At 73.8% G+C, this 16,078-nt stretch carries 12 protein-coding genes; 6 read left to right on the top strand and 6 right to left on the bottom strand.

Going from position 1 to position 16,078, the window contains the following annotated elements:
- Positions 1 to 55: 55 nt before the first annotated feature.
- From fusA to ABZW17_RS18395, 3 genes are all read right to left on the bottom strand, one after another.
- Positions 56 to 1,999, bottom strand: a complete 1,944-nt coding sequence (gene fusA / locus ABZW17_RS18405) for an elongation factor G (protein ID WP_354814895.1) — start codon at positions 1,997 to 1,999, stop codon at positions 56 to 58.
- Positions 2,000 to 2,301: 302 nt separating this feature from the next.
- Positions 2,302 to 3,942 (bottom strand): helix-turn-helix domain-containing protein, encoded by a 1,641-nt coding sequence (locus ABZW17_RS18400; protein WP_354814892.1) that lies wholly within the window; start codon positions 3,940 to 3,942, stop codon positions 2,302 to 2,304.
- A 121-nt stretch (positions 3,943 to 4,063) separates the two neighbouring features.
- Positions 4,064 to 7,648, bottom strand: a complete 3,585-nt coding sequence (locus ABZW17_RS18395; RefSeq protein WP_354814887.1) for a discoidin domain-containing protein — start codon at positions 7,646 to 7,648, stop codon at positions 4,064 to 4,066.
- Positions 7,649 to 7,889: 241 nt separating this feature from the next.
- On the opposite strand from ABZW17_RS18395, the gene ABZW17_RS18390 reads away from it, so the two are divergent.
- A complete protein-coding gene (locus ABZW17_RS18390) occupies positions 7,890 to 8,324 on the top strand; it encodes an SRPBCC family protein (RefSeq protein ID WP_354814884.1) in 435 nt (144 codons plus the stop codon).
- Positions 8,325 to 8,454: 130 nt separating this feature from the next.
- Here the strand turns inward: ABZW17_RS18390 and ABZW17_RS18385 are convergent, their stop codons facing one another.
- Entirely contained in the window at positions 8,455 to 9,336 is an 882-nt protein-coding gene (locus ABZW17_RS18385) for a MerR family transcriptional regulator (protein ID WP_354814881.1), read from the bottom strand.
- 644 nt (positions 9,337 to 9,980) lie between these two features.
- Between ABZW17_RS18385 and ABZW17_RS18380 the strand changes: the two genes are divergently transcribed.
- The 4 genes from ABZW17_RS18380 (at position 9,981) to glgC (ending at position 14,425) form a co-directional block, all read left to right on the top strand.
- Entirely contained in the window at positions 9,981 to 10,373 is a 393-nt protein-coding gene (locus ABZW17_RS18380) for an STAS domain-containing protein (protein ID WP_354814878.1), read from the top strand.
- A gap of 186 nt (positions 10,374 to 10,559) precedes the next feature.
- Complete coding sequence (locus ABZW17_RS18375) at positions 10,560 to 11,987, top strand: hypothetical protein (RefSeq protein WP_354814875.1); 1,428 nt, start codon at positions 10,560 to 10,562, stop codon at positions 11,985 to 11,987.
- 69 nt (positions 11,988 to 12,056) lie between these two features.
- Complete coding sequence (gene glgA / locus ABZW17_RS18370) at positions 12,057 to 13,211, top strand: glycogen synthase (protein ID WP_354814872.1); 1,155 nt, start codon at positions 12,057 to 12,059, stop codon at positions 13,209 to 13,211.
- Positions 13,208 to 14,425, top strand: a complete 1,218-nt coding sequence (glgC, locus tag ABZW17_RS18365) for a glucose-1-phosphate adenylyltransferase (RefSeq protein WP_354814869.1) — start codon at positions 13,208 to 13,210, stop codon at positions 14,423 to 14,425. Before glgA ends, glgC begins: the two co-directional genes overlap by 4 nt.
- Before the next feature lie 9 nt (positions 14,426 to 14,434).
- On the opposite strand, the gene ABZW17_RS18360 is transcribed toward glgC, so the two are convergent.
- Positions 14,435 to 14,566, bottom strand: coding sequence for a hypothetical protein (locus ABZW17_RS18360; protein ID WP_020647431.1), 132 nt, complete (start codon positions 14,564 to 14,566; stop codon positions 14,435 to 14,437).
- Positions 14,567 to 14,665: 99 nt separating this feature from the next.
- The gene (locus ABZW17_RS18355; RefSeq protein ID WP_354814866.1) at positions 14,666 to 14,815 is read right to left on the bottom strand and encodes a hypothetical protein; all 150 of its coding nucleotides are present in this window, start codon (positions 14,813 to 14,815) and stop codon (positions 14,666 to 14,668) included.
- Positions 14,816 to 14,995: 180 nt separating this feature from the next.
- Between ABZW17_RS18355 and ABZW17_RS18350 the strand changes: the two genes are divergently transcribed.
- Positions 14,996 to 16,033, top strand: a complete 1,038-nt coding sequence (locus ABZW17_RS18350) for an NADPH:quinone reductase (RefSeq protein WP_354814863.1) — start codon at positions 14,996 to 14,998, stop codon at positions 16,031 to 16,033.
- The last annotated feature ends 45 nt before the right edge of the window (positions 16,034 to 16,078 follow it).

Genomic DNA, 16,078 nt, shown 5'->3' with positions numbered 1-16,078 from the left:
CAGGGTTCTCGTGAGTGGTAAGGCGGGTTAGAACCCGCCTTACCACTCACGACGCTCACGGCGCCGGCGCGAACCCTGCCGGGTGGGCGGTGAACGTGCCGCGGCCCTGGGTCCGGCTGCGCAGGCGGTTCGCGTAGCCGAACAGTTCCGCCACCGGGACCGTGGCCGTGACCACCGCCGTTCCGGAGCGCACCGCCGACCCCGCCACCCGGCCGCGGCGGGCCGCGAGGTCGCCGAGCACCGAGCCGACCGCGTCGGCCGGGACCGTCACCACGACCTCGGCCACCGGCTCGAGCAGCCGCAGGACCGACGCGCGCAGCGCTTCCCGCAGGCCCAGGCGGCCCGCGGTGCGGAACGCCAGGTCCGACGAGTCCTTCGAGTGCGTCGCCCCGTCGGTCAGCGTCACGCGCAGGCCCGTCACCGGGTGGCCGCCCAGCGGGCCCTCCGCCAGGGCGTCCCGGCAGCCGGCCTCGACCGCGCGGACGTACTCCCGCGGCACCCGGCCCCCGACGATCGCCGAGGCGAACTCGAAGCCCTCGGCCGCCGGTGCGACGTCCAGGACCACGTGCGCGAACTGGCCCGCGCCGCCGTCCTGCTTGACGTGGCGGTAGACCAGCCCCGACACGCCGCTGACCACCGTCTCGCGGTGCGCCACCGACGGACGGCCGACCGCGACGTCCAGGCCGCGGTCCCGCCGCAGCCGCTCCACCGCCACCTCCAGGTGCAGCTCGCCCAGCCCGGACAGCACCGTCTGCCCGGTCTCCGGATCGACCCGCACGACCAGCGACGGATCCTCCTCGGCCAGCCGCGCCAGCGCCACCGTCAGCCGCTCGCCGTCGCCCGCGCGCCGCGGTTCGACGGCCACCGAGACCACCGGGTCCGCCGTCACCGGCGGCTCCAGCAGCACCGGGTCGCCCGGCGCGCAGAGCGTGGCGCCGACGCGCGCCGCCTTGGGCCCGGCCACCGCGACGATGTCGCCCGCCACCGCACTGTCCACTTCGGACTGCCGGTCGGCCTGCACGCGCAGGACGCGCGCGACGCGTTCGGTGCGTCCCGCGTCCGTCACCTGGTTCCCCTTCCGCAGCGTTCCCGAGTACACCCGCAGGTACGTCAGCCGTCCGGTGGCCGCCGAGACGACCTTGAACACGAGCGCGGCCAGCGGCGCGGCCGGGTCGGCGGGCCGGTCCGGCCGCACCGGCGGGACGTCCGCCGGCGAGGGCAGGTACGCCACGACGGCGTCGAGCAGCGGCTCGATGCCCCGGTCGCGGTAGGCCGCGCCGCACAGCACGACGAGCCCGGCGCCGCTGAGCGTCAGCTCGCGCAGCGCCTTCTCCAGCGTCTCCGCCGAAACCGTGCCGGTGGCGCAGAACTCGTCCAGCGCCACCGGGTGCAGCTCGGCGACGGCCTCCTCCAGCACCCGGCGCCGCCGCCGGGCCTCGGCGAGGAGGCCGTCCGGCACGTCGGCCAGGCGCAGCAGGTCGACGACGCCGGTGAAGCCGTCCTCGCGTCCGACCGGCAGCTGCACGACCAGCGGCGCCGGGTGCAGCCGCGCCCGGATCGAGGCGACGGCGGCGTCGAGGTCGGCACCCGCGCGGTCGAGCTTGTTGACGAACGCGATCCGCGGGACGCCGTGCCGGTCGGCCTGCCGCCACACGGTTTCGCTCTGCGGCTCGACACCCGCCACGGCGTCGAACACCGCGACGGCGCCGTCGAGCACCCGCAGCGCCCGCTCGACCTCGTCGGTGAAGTCGACGTGGCCGGGCGTGTCGATGAGGGTGAGCCGGTGGCCGGCCCAGGTGCAGCTGACGGCCGCGGCGAAGATGGTGATGCCGCGGTCGCGTTCCTGCGGGTCGAAGTCGGTGACGGTGGTGCCGTCGTGGACCTCGCCGGTCTTGTGGGTGACGCCGGTGTGGCGCAGGATCCGTTCGGTGACGGTGGTCTTGCCCGCGTCGACGTGGGCGAGGATGCCGAGGTTGCGGACGGTGTTCGGGGTACGCACAGCCTTGTCCTTTGTGGACGAAGTGATCAGGGCGGCGCGATTGCCCGCGACTGTCAGGCGCGCGTCACGGGGTCCGGTGCAGGCCGCGCGGCAGGCACCGAAGACGCGGAGACACCAGGATCACCTCGGACCGCGACCGGGGAGCGACGACGATGCGAACACGCACGGCCGGCTCCCTTCGTTCGACGCGGCGGACAGGTTCCGGCGCAGCCTAGCCGCACACAACCCAGCAGCCAACACATTTTCCGCGCATCTCACGTGTCTGAAGGGGCATCACGCGTGATGCCTCTTTACGCACGGGGTCAGGGGGCGGGTGGGGCGACCACGCGGAGCTGGAGCATGGCTGCGAACCTGGCCTCCGGGTCGGCCATGTCGAAGCCGCCGACTTCGGCGAGGCGGCGCAGGCGGTAGCGGAACGTGTTCGGGTGCACGTGGACCGCGGCGGCGGCCGCGATGACGTCGCCGAAGGCGTCCAGCCAGGCCCGCAGCGTCTCGACGAGGTGGGCGTGGTGCTGCTGGTCGTAGTCGAGCAGGCGGGCCACCGGTCCCGTCGGGCGGTCGCCGCGCGCGGCCACCAGGTCCTGCAGTTCCAGCAGCAGCGCCTCGACGTGGACGTCGGCCAGCAGGGCGACCCGGCGGCCGGCGCCGCTGCCCGACCGCAGCACCCGCAACGCCCGGTCCGCGCTGCCGCGGGCCTCGGGCAGCTCGGCCGCGCTGCGCGCCACCGGGCCGATGCCGACCACGGCCCGGACCCGGTCGCCCACCCGGTCCAGGAAGTCCTTGGCGATCCGCAGCGCGCGCCGCTCGCCGTCGGCGTCGCGGGTCACCGGGACCAGCCCGTACGCCGTGTCGCCGACGAGCGCGGCGGCGCAGCGCGGGTGCACCGCGCTCAGGTGCATCGCCAGGCCGTCGCTGAGCCGCTCGCGGTCGGCGGCGAGCTCGGCGTCGGCGGCGCCGGACCCCAGCACCGCCAGCGCCAGCACGACGACGGGCTGGTCGGCGAGGCCGAGCCGGCTCAGCGCTTCGCGCGCGGCGGCCCCGCCTTCGAGGGCCGTGCTGAGCAGGTCCGCGCGCAACCGGCGTTCGACGTCGGCGCCCGCCCGGACGCGCAGCAGGTGCAGCGCCACCAGCCGCGCCGCGTCGCAGAGGGCCTGCGTCCGGTCGGGGGTCAGCGGTTCGCGCACCGCCGCCCAGATCGAGCCGAGGATCTCGTCGCCCGCGCGGACCGCAACAGCTGCCCGAAGCAGCTTCAGCCCGTCGAGGCCGGCGTCGAGCAGGTCGACGTACACCGGCTGGTCGGTGCGGTAGAGCTCGCGGAACACGCCGCGGTCGGCCAGCGCGCGGGCGTACCGCTCGGGCACCTGCCGCCCGAGGATCGTCTCGACGCGCGAAGCGTCGGCTTCGTCCTGCCGGCCGGAGAACGCCAGCACGCGGGACCGCCGGTCCTCGATGGTGACCGGCGCGTCGATGAGCGCGGCGATCGCGTTGGCCACCGCGAACAGGTCGCCCGACGGCAGCCCGGCGAGGGTTTCCGGCTGGGCGTCGCCGACGTCGCCCTCGGCCAGCAGCGACCGCAGCATGGCGGCGAGCTGGGCCCAGGACGCCCCGCGGGTCAGGCTCAGCAGGGCGACGCCGGTTTCCTCGACGGCGGCGGTGATCGCCGCGGTCACCGTGACCGGGGCGCGCAGGACGAGCCCGGCGGCGTCGTGGCGGGCCAGGGTCCGCAGCTGCCGCACGACCTCGTCCGGGTCGGCGAGGCCGACGCCCAGCACCAGGGCGTGCTGCGGCAGCGCGGGTTCGTCGAGCGGGTCGTGGATGGCGACGCCGCCGATGCCGCCCGGGCGGTCGCCGTCGCCGAGCACCAGGTCCAGGAGGGTGCCGCCCAGGTCGTCGAGGACGCGGCCGAGGCTGGCGTGCGGGCGCAGGTTCACCGAAACGAGCACCTCCCGAAGCTAGGCGCGATCCCGCGAGCCTAGTTCGTCGCGGCGGACGAAATCAGCCTTGTCCTTCGTCGTGGCCGACGAACTCCTCCCATCGGGGGTGCTCGACGAGCACCCACCGTGCTCAGCTCAGCTTCGCGGCGACGTTGTACGCCTCCACCAGCAGTTTTGCGTTGGGCACCCGCCGCCGCGGCTCGACGTGGATCGTGCGGGTCTCGCCCGGCAGCAGCCAGAAGTAGTTGTCGTCGTAGCGGGTCGGCAGCACGCGGTCGGTGCCGTTGCGCTCCCTCAGCGACAGCCGGATCATCGCCGCCACCGTCCGGCCGTCGTTGCGGATCGTGGCGGTGTACGCGTCGCCGTCGGGGCGCAGGGACGTCGTCAGGCGGGCGCCCGGCAGCTGGTTCAGCGCGCGCATCGCCGAGTCCGTCCGGTACCGCCAGTACGTGTTCTCCGACAGCACCGCGCCGCGGCCGTCGGTCAGGGTCAGCCGCAGCAGGTGCAGGTCCGGCAGGCCGTCGGCGAACGGCACGGTGAACGCGGCCGCGGCCGAAACCGGCGCGACGTCGAGCTTCTGCTGCTGCGCCGGGCCGAGGGCCGCGCCGTCGAGGCCGTACAGCCGCGCGGTGGCGGTGACGCCGGTCAGGGCCGACGGCGTGTGGTTGACCACCCGGATCTGCCACGTCGTCAGGTCGGCCTGCACGTGGTGGTGCTCGCAGCCCTTGCGCGCGCCGTAGTAGCTGCCGTTGACGTCGAGGTCGTAGTCGTAGGTCTGCCAGACCGTGCTGTGCCAGGCCGGGTGCGACATCCACAGCAGCACGCCGGTGGCGTCGTTCCACAGCTTCGCGTTCCACGCCTCGAAGATCGCGCGCATGCTCTCGTAGTTGACGAACTGGGCCTTGCGGCAGAACTCGGCCAGGCTCGTCGACGGCGCCAGCCGCGCGTCGATCGCCGCCAGGTAGCTCTGCGGCGACTGGTTGCCGTTGGTGGACCAGTCGTGCAGGAACCACGGCGCGCCGATCGGCCAGCCGGGGTCGCCGGCGCCGACCAGGTTGCGCATGCTCTCGACCACCGACACCGTCGGCAGCCCGATCTCGCTCCAGAACCCGTACTTGCCGCCGGTCGCCTCGCCGGTGAAGTACCGCTTCGGGTCCTGCCAGTAGTACGGCCCGTCGCCGGTGATCACGCCGCCGGCCGAGTTGCCCTGGTAGAGCAGGTCGGTGTTCGCGTGGACGATGTCGCGCAACGCGTTGTCGATGACCGGCGGCGGGGTGCCTTCGTTGCAGCCGAACCAGACGGTCGCGCAGGCGTGGTGGCGGTAGCGCAGCACGGTGTCCTCGGCCTGGGCCAGGAAGACGTCGTGGTTGGCCGGGTCGGTCGACCAGCCGTCCCAGAACTCGTTCCACAGCAGGATGCCGTACTTGTCGCAGGCGTCGAACAGCTCGGACCGGTACGACGAGCCGACCCAGTTGCGGATCAGCGTGAAGTTCATGTCGCGGTGCATCGCGACGACGGCGTCGGCCCGCTCGGCCGGCATCCGGCGCAGCAGCTCGTCCCAGCCCCAGCTGCCGCCGCGGGCGAAGATCTTGACGCCGTTGACGAGGAAGGTCAGCGGCTTCGGGCTGTTGTCGACCGAAGCCGCGTCGGTCCAGGTGTCGCCGTCCTGCGACACCTGGATCTTGAACGTCGCCGCGTAGGCGGTTTCCCAGGTGAGCACGACCCGGTCGAACGCCGTCGCGGCGCCGAGGTCGACCTGCAGCCACTGGTTGTCGCTGTATTCGGACGTCCAGCGCGTGTTCGGGTCGCCGTCGAAGGCGCGTTCGGGCGGGTTGCCGTCGGCCACCGACTGCGACGCCGACGGTTTGCCCTGGGCCAGGTCGGGGCCCGAACCGTTCAGCACGGACATCGTCCAGAGGGAGAAGCCCCAGCTGGTGGCACGCCGGAGGCCCTGCATGCGGACGAACCGGGCGTTCTGCGGCGCGAGGCCGACGGTCTGGGTGGCCCGGCCGCCGTCGATCACGATCGGCAGGTCGTACTGGTAGCCGATCTCGCGCAGGCCGATCCGGACGGTCCGGCGGTCGCTGGTGGTGGCGCCGATGGCCGCGGTCAGAGTCAGGTCGTGGAGGTCCGGGTCGCCGTAGCCGTTGGGCCACCACAGCTTCGCGTTGTCGATCCGCTGCTTCGGGAAGACGACGTCGGCGGTCTGCCCGGCCGGGACGGTGACCGTGCTCGTCACGCTCACCGGGCCGAAGGCGGCGGTGACCCTGACGCGCTGGGCGGTCGCGGCGGCGTTGCGGACCGGGACGGTCAGCGTCACCTCGGCGGTCTTCGCGTCGGGCACCTTCGTGTCGACGCGGACGTCGCCGAGCACGGCGGCGCCGGTGGAGCGCAGGCGCACGTGGTCCCAGAGGCCGGCCGCGCGGTCCCGCACCGCGGGCATCCAGTCCCAGCCGGAGACGGCGAGGTAGGTCGGCGAGTTCTCGAACATCGTGCCGCCGGCGTCGACCCAGGAGCTGCCGTTCGATCCCTTGTCGCCGGGGCTGCCGGGCTTCGGCATCGGCGCGATCTTCACGGCGAGGACCTGCTCGCCGGTGCGGCGCAGCGCCGCGGTGACGTCGTGGACGCCGCGGCCGAACGGGTGGCTCTGCGTGGCGATTTCGGCGCCGTTGAGCCAGATCTGCGCTTCGTGGTTGACGCCGTCGAACTCGAGCCAGACGTGCCGGCCGGGCGAGGTGTCGAGGCCGCGCGGGAGGGCGAAACGGCGACGGTACCACCACGCGTGACGGGAAAGCGCTTCCGGGACGTGCAGCTGGTTCATCCCGGCCACCGGGTCGGGCAGCTGCCCCTGGTCGACGAGCGAGGCCAGCACGGTGCCGGGAACGGTCGCCGGGAGCCAGCCGCGGGTGTCCACCGTGGACGCCGACAGGGCCTGGCCGCCGCCCGCGGGCGCCCAGTCGTCCATCGTGAGCACCCAGCCGGACTCGAGCGGCACGGTGCCGTCGGCCGCGACGGCGAGCGCGGGCGGGTGGTCGTCCGGGCGCACCGGGAAGCTCGTCCAGCCGCGGACCGCCGGCCGGGCGCCGCGGCTGGTGCCGAACACCTGGAAGCCGTTGAGCCCCAGGGGGTTGCTCGTCGCACGGCGGCTCGCGGTGAACCGGACCCAGCGCGCGGTGACGGCGACGGGGATCGTGACGACGCCGCCGGTGCCCGCGTCGGTGTGGTGGACGGTGCGCCAGGCCTTGCCGTCGCCGGAGACGTCGAGGTCGAACGCCGTCGCGTAGCTGGACTGGACCTCGAAGCCGCTGGTGTGGCTGCGGGACGCCCCGGCGTCGAAAGCGGGGTCGCCGGGCTGGGCCTCGAAGGTGAGGACGACGGACTCGATCGCGCACGGGGCCTGGAGGTCGACGACGATCCACTGGCCGTCGCCCGGGGCGGCGCGCCAGCCGGAGCCGCGGACGCCGACCTGGGCGAGCCCGTCGACGGCGAACTCGGCCGGGGTGGCGGCGTAGTCGGTCGAGGACACCTGCACCGGCCGGAACAGGGCGAGGTCGGTCCTGCCGTTCTGCGCAGCCTCCGTGGCGGGTGCGCCCGCCGCAGCCACCGCGGCCGCCGCGGTTCCGGGCAGGACGGCGGCGAGGCCGAACCCGGCCAGCAGCCCCGACCCGGCGGTCAGGACGTGCCGCCGCGACACCCGCTCGTGCTTTTCCGCCATGCGAACTCCGTTCTCGAAGCGGCAGCCCGGGTCCCGGCGCGCGACCTGGCGGGGTGCCGCGCCGCGGGCTGACAACGTTGCCAGGAAGCTTCCGCCGCGCCCGTCGGGAGCGTCAAGACGACAAGGAGGACAAGAATTCGGATTAATGACATCGATGTCGGTGTTCGTGGTCCGTGCTGCCCCGCTGAGCGGATCAGGGTAGCGTTGCAACGCATTTGCAACGGATTCTCGGGAGGTTGGCGTGGTGCAGGTCGAACGCACGGTCACGGTGGGCGCGCCGATCGGCCCGGTGGCGGAGTACCTGGCGGACTTCGCGCACACGGAGGAGTGGGACCCGGGGACGATCTCGTGCTCCCGCACGTCGCCGGGCCCGATCGAGGTGGGCACGCAGTGGCACAACGTCTCGGAGTTCCGCGGGCGGCGGACGGAGCTCGAGTACCGGCTGACGCGCCGTTCGGCCGGCCGGGTGACGTTCGTCGGGAAGAACAAGACGGCGACGTCGACGGACGACTTCACGCTGACGGCGGGCCCGGACGGGACGACAGTCCGCTACCAGGCGACGATCGAGTTCAACGGCTGGGCGAAGCTGGCGGGGCCGTTGCTGAAGCGGGAGTTCGAGCGGCTGGGTGACGAGGTGGCGCCGGCGCTGAGCCGGGTGCTGGGCGCGCTGGGCTGAGCGACGGCCGGCGGGTCTCGGTTGTCCGGCGCCGAGCCAAGCGCCGGGCGCCCAGAGGCACGGTGGGTCTCCCCCGCCGGACGATCGGCCCGCGCGCGGCCGACCGCGGCGCCCAGGTCACCCACCCGGGCTACACCTGCGCGTGTTCCGCCGCGAGTTCCATCGCCGAAGCCAGGTCGTTCACCCGCGCGAACCCGCGGTCCCCCAGGTGGCCCCACCCGGGACCCGCCGTTCCCACCGGGCACCCGAGGTCGCGGATGCGGGCCGCCAGGAGGTCGTCGGCGGTCGGGGGTGTCTGGGACCAGAGCAGGACCAGGACCGGGTCGAGGCGGGCCGCCAGGTCCGCCACCGTCTCCGCCGGGACCAGCTGGCCCAGGTACACCACCGGGATCCCGGCGTCCGCCAGCGTCGCCCGCAACGCCTCGATCGGGAGGGAGTGGCGCTCGGCCGGGCAGCACGCCAGCAGCACCGGACGGCCCGGCACCGCCGCCGGGAACCGGCGGCTGAACCGCTCGAAGGCCAGCGAGATCTCGGTCGTCAGCGCCCACTCCGACGCGAAGCACGCGTTGCCGCGCTGCCAGCGGTCGCCCAGGGCGCGCAGGACCGGGGCCAGGACGTCCGTCCACGCCGCCGCCGGGCCCATCGTGCCCAGCGTTTCGTCCAGCAGGCCGGCCACCGAGGCGTACCGGAGCTCGTCCGCCGCGTCCGCCAGCTCGTCCGCGCGGCGGGACGCCGGCACCTGCGGCCCGCCGGCACCCGGCCCGGCGCCGAACGCGGCCGCCGCGGCCTCCCGCACCGGCATCCCGCGCGCGACCAGCCGCTGCATCTGCTGGAGGCGGCGGACGTCGGCGTCGGAGTACCGGCGGTGCCGTCCGGCGCCGGCCGGCGGGCCGATCCCGTACCGCGCGCTCCAGCTGCGCAGCGTCACCGGTGACACGCCCAGCAGCCCGGCCACCTTGCCGGGCGCCCAGGCTCCTGCCACGGACGGCACGTCGACGTTCTCGGGTTCCACCGCATCCTTCCGCTCGCGGACGGCGAACGTTCCGAGCTTAGCGACGCGAACGGCACCGCACCGATGACACGGCGAAGAGGCGCAGGGTTACAGGGGGTTGCGGCACCCGGTGAGCGAGGTTGCCGAAGCGCCCGGCGGACGGCGTGGCCCGGCGCCGACCAGCCGCGATGCGGCAGGAAGCAGCGACAGCCCGCGGCGGGCGGCCAGCAGGTCGCAGCGGCGGCAGTCGCAGGCCGGCAGCGGACGGCCGACAGGTCACAGCGGCGGCATTCACAGGCCGGTAGCGGGCCGCCGGCAGGGATCCGGCAGATCCCAGGGCGGGCAAGCCCCGGGCCCCGGAAAGCGCATTCGCCGAAACCGGCGGGCGGGGACGCGGCGGGCGGGGCGAAGGCCGGCCGCGTCCCCTTCGGCGCCGCCCGGCGCCGGTGATCCGGCTCGCGTCAGCCGGATCCGCTCCGGCCGCCCGGTGTGGCATCCGGGGCGGCCGGCTACGTCTTCCCCGTTTCTCATGACAAGCTATACCCAAGCTGCAACGGTTGTGCATCGTCTTCCCTCGGATGTCGCAGCGTGCCCGGCGGCCGCGGGGAGTGATCTCACGCCGTCGTGGGTACCACCCGCTAGGCGCCCGAGTGAGGAGGGACCCGATGACCGACCACCGCACCGCGCCCCGATTCGACACCACGACCGAAGCCGGGATCGTCACCGTCCACTGCACCGGCGAGGTCGACCTCGGCAGCGCGTGCCGCTTCCGAGACGTCCTGCTGGCACCGATCCACGCCGGCGCGCTCGGGGTCGTCGCCGATCTCACCGGGACGACCTTCTGCGACTCGACCGTCTTCAGCGCGCTGGCCGAGGCCTTCCGCGCCGCGGCCGCGCGCGATGTCCCCTACGCCATCGCCGCCGGGGAGGTCGCCGTCGTCCGGCCGTTGCACATCCTCGGCCTGGACCGGGTGCTGCCGCTGCACGCCGGGCTCGACGCGGCCCACGCGGCCGTGCGCTCGGCCGGCGTGCGGACGGCGGCCCCCGCCGGGCCCTGAACGCGCGGGAGCGCTCACTCGCCGTACTGCGAACCCACGCGGGACATGCCACGCTCGGGTGAAGTCCCGCATGACAAGGTAGGCAGGTTGCTGGCGGTAACGAACGCGGAACGGACGACGAGCACGCGGGGCCGGTGGCTCCCCGCCGTCTTCGGAGCGGTGCTGGGCACCGCCGTTTTCCTCCTGGTGCGAACGAGTCTCACCGACGACGGCTACATCACCCTGGCGTACGCGCGGAACCTCGCCGTGCACGGCGAATGGGGCATCGTCCCCGGTTCGCCCGCCAACTCGGCGACGTCGCCCCTGAACGTCCTGCTCCTGGCCGCCCTGACCCTGGTGACGCGGGTGGCCGGCGACCCGCACCCGGTCGTGGCGCTCGGCGTCCTCACCATCCTGTCCGGCGCCGCGCTCGGCTGGGCGTGGCAGCGCATCGGCCGCGTGCTCGCGCTGCCGCCCGCCGCCGGGGTGATCGGCGTGGCGCTGGTGCTGGTCAACCCGTTCGTGCTGTCCGCGATCGGGCTCGAGGTGCTGCTGATCCCGGTCGTGCTGCTGGCGCTCACGGTCTGCGCGCTCGAAGGCAGGACGGCCTGGTTCGGCGTCGCGGGCGGCCTCGCCGTCCTGACCCGGCTCGACCTCGTCGTGTTCGTCGTGGTGATCGGGGTGAGCACGCCCGCGATCCGGCGCCGGTGGCGGCCCGCGGCGGGGCTGACCGCGCTCACGGCCGCGCCGTGGTTCCTGGTGAGCTGGCTCGCCTTCGGCTCGTTCGTGCCCGACACGCTCGTCATCAAGCAGCTCCAGGCCGGGGTGTTCGCGCCGTGGAGCTACAGCACCGGGCCGATGATGTACTACCTCGGCTGGCCGGTCACCGTGCTGGTGTCGTTCCTCCCCGCCCTGGCCGGGGTCGTCGCGCTCGTCGCCTGGGCCGCGGCGCGGTTCGCCGTGCGCTGGCCGGAGTTCCCCGCGCTCGGCCCGGTCGCCGCCCTGGCCGGCGGCGGCGTCCTGTACTACCTCGCCTACTCGTTCCTCGGTGTCGGCCCGTTCCACTGGTACTACGTGGCCCCGGTGACGGCGGCGAGCACGTTCGCCGTGGCCGCCTCCGGTACCTGGTACGCCCAGGCGCGCGAGCGGACGGCGTGGCGCACCGGGCCGCCGGTGCTCGCGCTCGGGCTCACCGCCGTGCTCGCCTTCGGCGGTGCCGCGGTCGACGCCGCGCAGGGCCTGCCGTGGCCGTCGCCGGTGGTGTTCGGGAACTGGGCGAGCGCCCGGGACTACGCGCGGGTCGGGACGGAACTCGGCGCCCGGCTGCGCGGCGCGAGCGTCGCCAGCCCCGGCGAGATCGGCACCCTCGCCTACTACTGCGAGTGCACGATCATCGACGAGTTCTCCGACCGCGGCCACGCCGTGGAGCTGATCCGGAAGCGGATCGAGCTGGCGAACCCGGTGATGAGCCTCGCCTTGCGGATCAACTACCACTGGCTGGACACCTCGCTCGCGCCGCGGCGGCCGGACTACCGGCTGCAGTACGGCTCGGGTCCGGCGACCGGACCGGACAGCTGGCCGGTCCGGTCCGCGGCGAAGGGCGACGGCCACTTCACCCTGACACCGGGGCCGTGACGGAAAACTCGCCGGATTCCCCTGGACGCCAGACTGCGCCGCGGCCGGGAAAGGCCATAGGGTTCCACCATGAAGGTCGGCCTGCTCACCCGCGAATACCCGCCGGAGGTCTACGGCGGCGCCGGGGTCCACGTTGAGTTCCTCGCCCGGGAGTTGCGGCCGCTGGTCGATCTCGACGTCCACTGCTGGGGCGCGGACCGCCCCGACGCCACCGGGCACACCGACCCGCACGGCTACCGGCAGCCCGCGTTCACGACCATGGACATCGCGGTGTCCATGGCGAACGCCCTCGAAGGCCACGACCTCGCGCACAGCCACACCTGGTACGCGAACCTCGCGGGGCACCTGGCGAAGCTGACGCACGGCATCCCGCACGTCGTCACCGCGCACTCGCTGGAGCCCCTGCGGCCGTGGAAGGCCGAGCAGCTCGGCGGCGGCTACCGCGTCTCGTCCTGGATCGAGCGCGAGGCCTACGAGTCCGCGGACGCGATCGTCGCGGTCAGCGGCGGGATGCGCCGGGACGTCCTCGCCGCCTACCCCGCGGTGCCGCCCGAGCGCGTGCACGTGATCCACAACGGCATCGACACCGCGCTCTACCGCCCCGACCCGGGCACCGACGCGCTCGTCGGGCACGGCATCGACCCGGACCGGCCGTACGTGCTGTTCGTCGGCCGGATCACCCGGCAGAAGGGCGTCCCGCACCTCGTCCGCGCCGGCGCGAAGCTCGACCCGGGCGTCCAGCTGGTGCTGTGCGCCGGCGGCGCCGACACGCCCGAGCTGGACGCCGAGTTCCGCGGCCTGGTCGCCGACCTCGAGAAGACGCGCACCGGCGTCCGCTGGATCCCCGAGATGCTGCCCCGGAACGAGGTCGTGCAGCTGCTCACGCACGCCGCGGTGTTCGCCTGCCCGTCGGTCTACGAGCCGCTCGGCATCGTGAACCTGGAGGCGATGGCGTGCGGCACCCCGGTGGTGGCCAGCGACGTCGGCGGCATCCCGGAGGTCGTCGACGACGGCCGGACCGGGCTGCTGGTGCACTACGACGAACAGGACGCGGGAGCGTTCGAGGCGGGCCTGGCCGCCGCGCTGAACGAGGTGGTGGGCTCCCCGGACCGGGCCGCCGCGATGGGTACCGCCGGCCGCGAGCGCGCGGTCGGCGAGTTCGGCTGGGAGGCGATCGCCGAGCGGACGGTCGCCCTCTACGAGGCGTGCGGGAGGTCGCTGTGAACAGCGAATGCCATGTCCTGGGCATCGTGCTCGCGGGCGGGGAGGGCAAGCGCCTGATGCCGCTGACGGCGGACCGGGCGAAACCGGCGGTGCCCTTCGGCGGCACGCACCGGCTGATCGACTTCGTGCTCTCCAACCTGGTGCACGGCGGGATCCGGCGGCTGTGCGTGCTGACGCAGTACAAGTCGCACTCGCTCGACCGGCACATCTCGACGACCTGGCGGCTGTCGTCGCTGACCGGCGAGTACGTCACGCCGGTGCCCGCGCAGCAGCGGCTGGGCCCGCGCTGGTACCAGGGCAGCGCCGACGCCATCCACCAGAGCCTCAACCTGGTCCACGACGAGAACCCCGAGTACATCGCGGTGTTCGGCGCGGACAACATCTACCGGATGGACCCGCGGCAGATGCTCGAGGCGCACGTGTCCTCCGGCGCCGGCGTCACGGTCGCCGGCATCCGGGTGCCGCGGGCGGAGGCGAGCTCGTTCGGCGTCATCCGGACCACCGACGGGCTGATGATCGACGCGTTCATGGAGAAGCCGGCGGACCCGCCGGGCCTGCCGGACTCCCCCGACGAGGCGTACGTGTCGATGGGGAACTACATCTTCACCACGAAGGTGATGCTGGAAGCGCTCTACGCCGACGCGGAAAACGCCGCCTCGCACCACGACATGGGCCGCGACATCATCCCGGCGCTGGTCAAGTCGGGCGAGGCCGCCGTCTACGACTTCAACACCAACGTCGTGCCCGGCGAAACCGAACGCGACCACGGCTACTGGCGCGACGTCGGGACCATCGACAGCTACTACGAGGCGCACGTCGACCTGATCTCGACGCACCCGATCTTCAACCTCTACAACCGGCGGTGGCCGATCCTCGCCCACCCCGGCCAGCGGGCGGCGGCGAAGTTCGTCGAAGGCGGCTCGGCGAACCAGTCGATCGTCAGCAACGGCTGCATCATCTCCGGCGCGCAGGTCGTCGACTCGGTGCTCTCCCCCGACGTCATCGTCGAACAGGGCGCGGTGGTGCAGGGCTCGGTGCTGCTCGACGGCGCCCGCGTCGGCCGCGGCGCGGTGGTGCGGCGGGCGATCCTGGACAAGAACGTCGTGGTGCCCGCGGGTGCGCACATCGGCGTCGACCTGGCCCGCGACCGCGGGCACTACCACGTCAGCGAGGGCGGCATCGTCGTGCTGGGCAAGGGGGAACGGGCGATCTGAGCCGGGCGCTCAGGAGCGGGCGGCCGCCGAGATCCGCTCGACGACCTGCCGGGGGTCGATCCCCCAGCGCTCGGCGAGCTCGGAGATGGAGGCGCCCGCCGCGTACTCGGCGGCGATCATGCTGTTCACGACGCCTGCCAAAGGCCGACTCCTCGAGCGCGGGTGCACGGGCACCCGGGATGCTACATGTTCACCGCGGACGTCGAACGAAGTGCTGTACGTCATGGTCCGGCGGTCCGCTCACCGCCCGGTTTTGTCCGGCTCGCCGGCCGGTTTCGGCGTATTCGCCTTCGCGCGCGTCGCACTGAACACCGCGTCGAAGATCGGCGTCGGCTCACCCTCGTCGCGCTTGGGCCGATCGTCCCCCGGCGTGCGCTTTTCCTCTCCCACGCGCCCAGTTTCCGGGGCGGCCGGCGATTCCGCTGGGGCCGGCCCGGAAAATCGCCCGGCCGGGGGATCACCCGCGCGGCGCCGATTTCCCTTTTCCGCGGCGGTGAAAAAGCCCTTTTCCGAGGCCGAATTCCCGGCGGGTGCGGGAATAACCCGGGGACGCGCCGGATTGCACCGGGCATGAAAGCAGTCGTCTACCGCCGCCACGGCGGTCCCGAGGTCCTGTCGCTGACCGAGCGGCCCGCCGCGGACCCGGGGCCCGGCGAAGTCCGCGTCCGGATCGTGGTGTCCGCGGTCAACCCCACCGACTGGAAGGCCCGCGGCGGCCTCCGCGCCGAACCCGGGGCCGAGGTGCCGGAAACCGTGCCCAACCAGGACGGCGCGGGCGTGGTCGACACGGTCGGCCCGGACGTCACCGGCTTCGCCCCGGGCGACCGCGTGTGGACGGTCATCGCCGGCGCGTACGGGCCGCTGTCCGGCACCGCGCAGGAGTACACCGTGCTGCCCGCGGAAAAGCTCGTCAAGCTGCCCGAGGGCGCCGGCTTCGACGAGGGCGCCGGCTTCGGCGTCCCGGCGCTGACCGCGCACCGGGCGCTCACCGTCGCCGAAGACGGGCCGTCGCGGCTGTCCCCCGGCGCGCTCGACGGCCGTACGGTGCTGGTCAGCGGCGGTGCGGGCGCGGTCGGCAACGCGACCATCCAGCTCGCGCGGTGGGCCGGGGCGACGGTGGTCGCGACGGTCAGCAGCGACGCCAAGGCCGCCCTCGCGCGCGCGGCGGGCGCCCAGTACGTGCTGCGCTACCCCGACCCGGAACTCGGCGCCCGCATCCGCGAGGTCGCGCCCGAGGGCGTCGACGTGGTGGTGGAGGTCGCCGCGGGGGTCAACGCGAAGCTGCACACCGAGGTGCTGCGGCCCCGCGGCACGGTCGCGGCCTACGGCGACGACCGCGGCACCGGAACCGTCGCCCTGGATTTCGGGCCGGCGCTGTGGCTGAACCTGCGGTACCAGTTCCTGGTGCTCTACACGGTCGGCGAGGACAAGCTGCGCGCGGGCGCCGAAGACATCACCGCGGCGTTCGCCGACGGCGCGCTGCGGCTCGGCGAGGACCACGGCGTTCCGGTCCACCGGTTTCCCCTTTCCGAAACGGCGAAGGCGCACGCCGCGTCCGAAGCCGGGGTCACCGGAAAGGTGCTGATCGACGTCGGCCCGGATTCCTGACGAGCCGGGGAATCGGGCGTGGTGGGGCGGCCCGGTGGGGGCCGG

This window comes from Amycolatopsis sp. NPDC004625 (genome assembly GCF_040609695.1).
GTDB lineage: Bacteria > Actinomycetota > Actinomycetes > Mycobacteriales > Pseudonocardiaceae > Amycolatopsis.
Note: the sequence above shows the minus strand (reverse complement) of the source record. Positions and strands in the feature narration are given on the sequence as shown.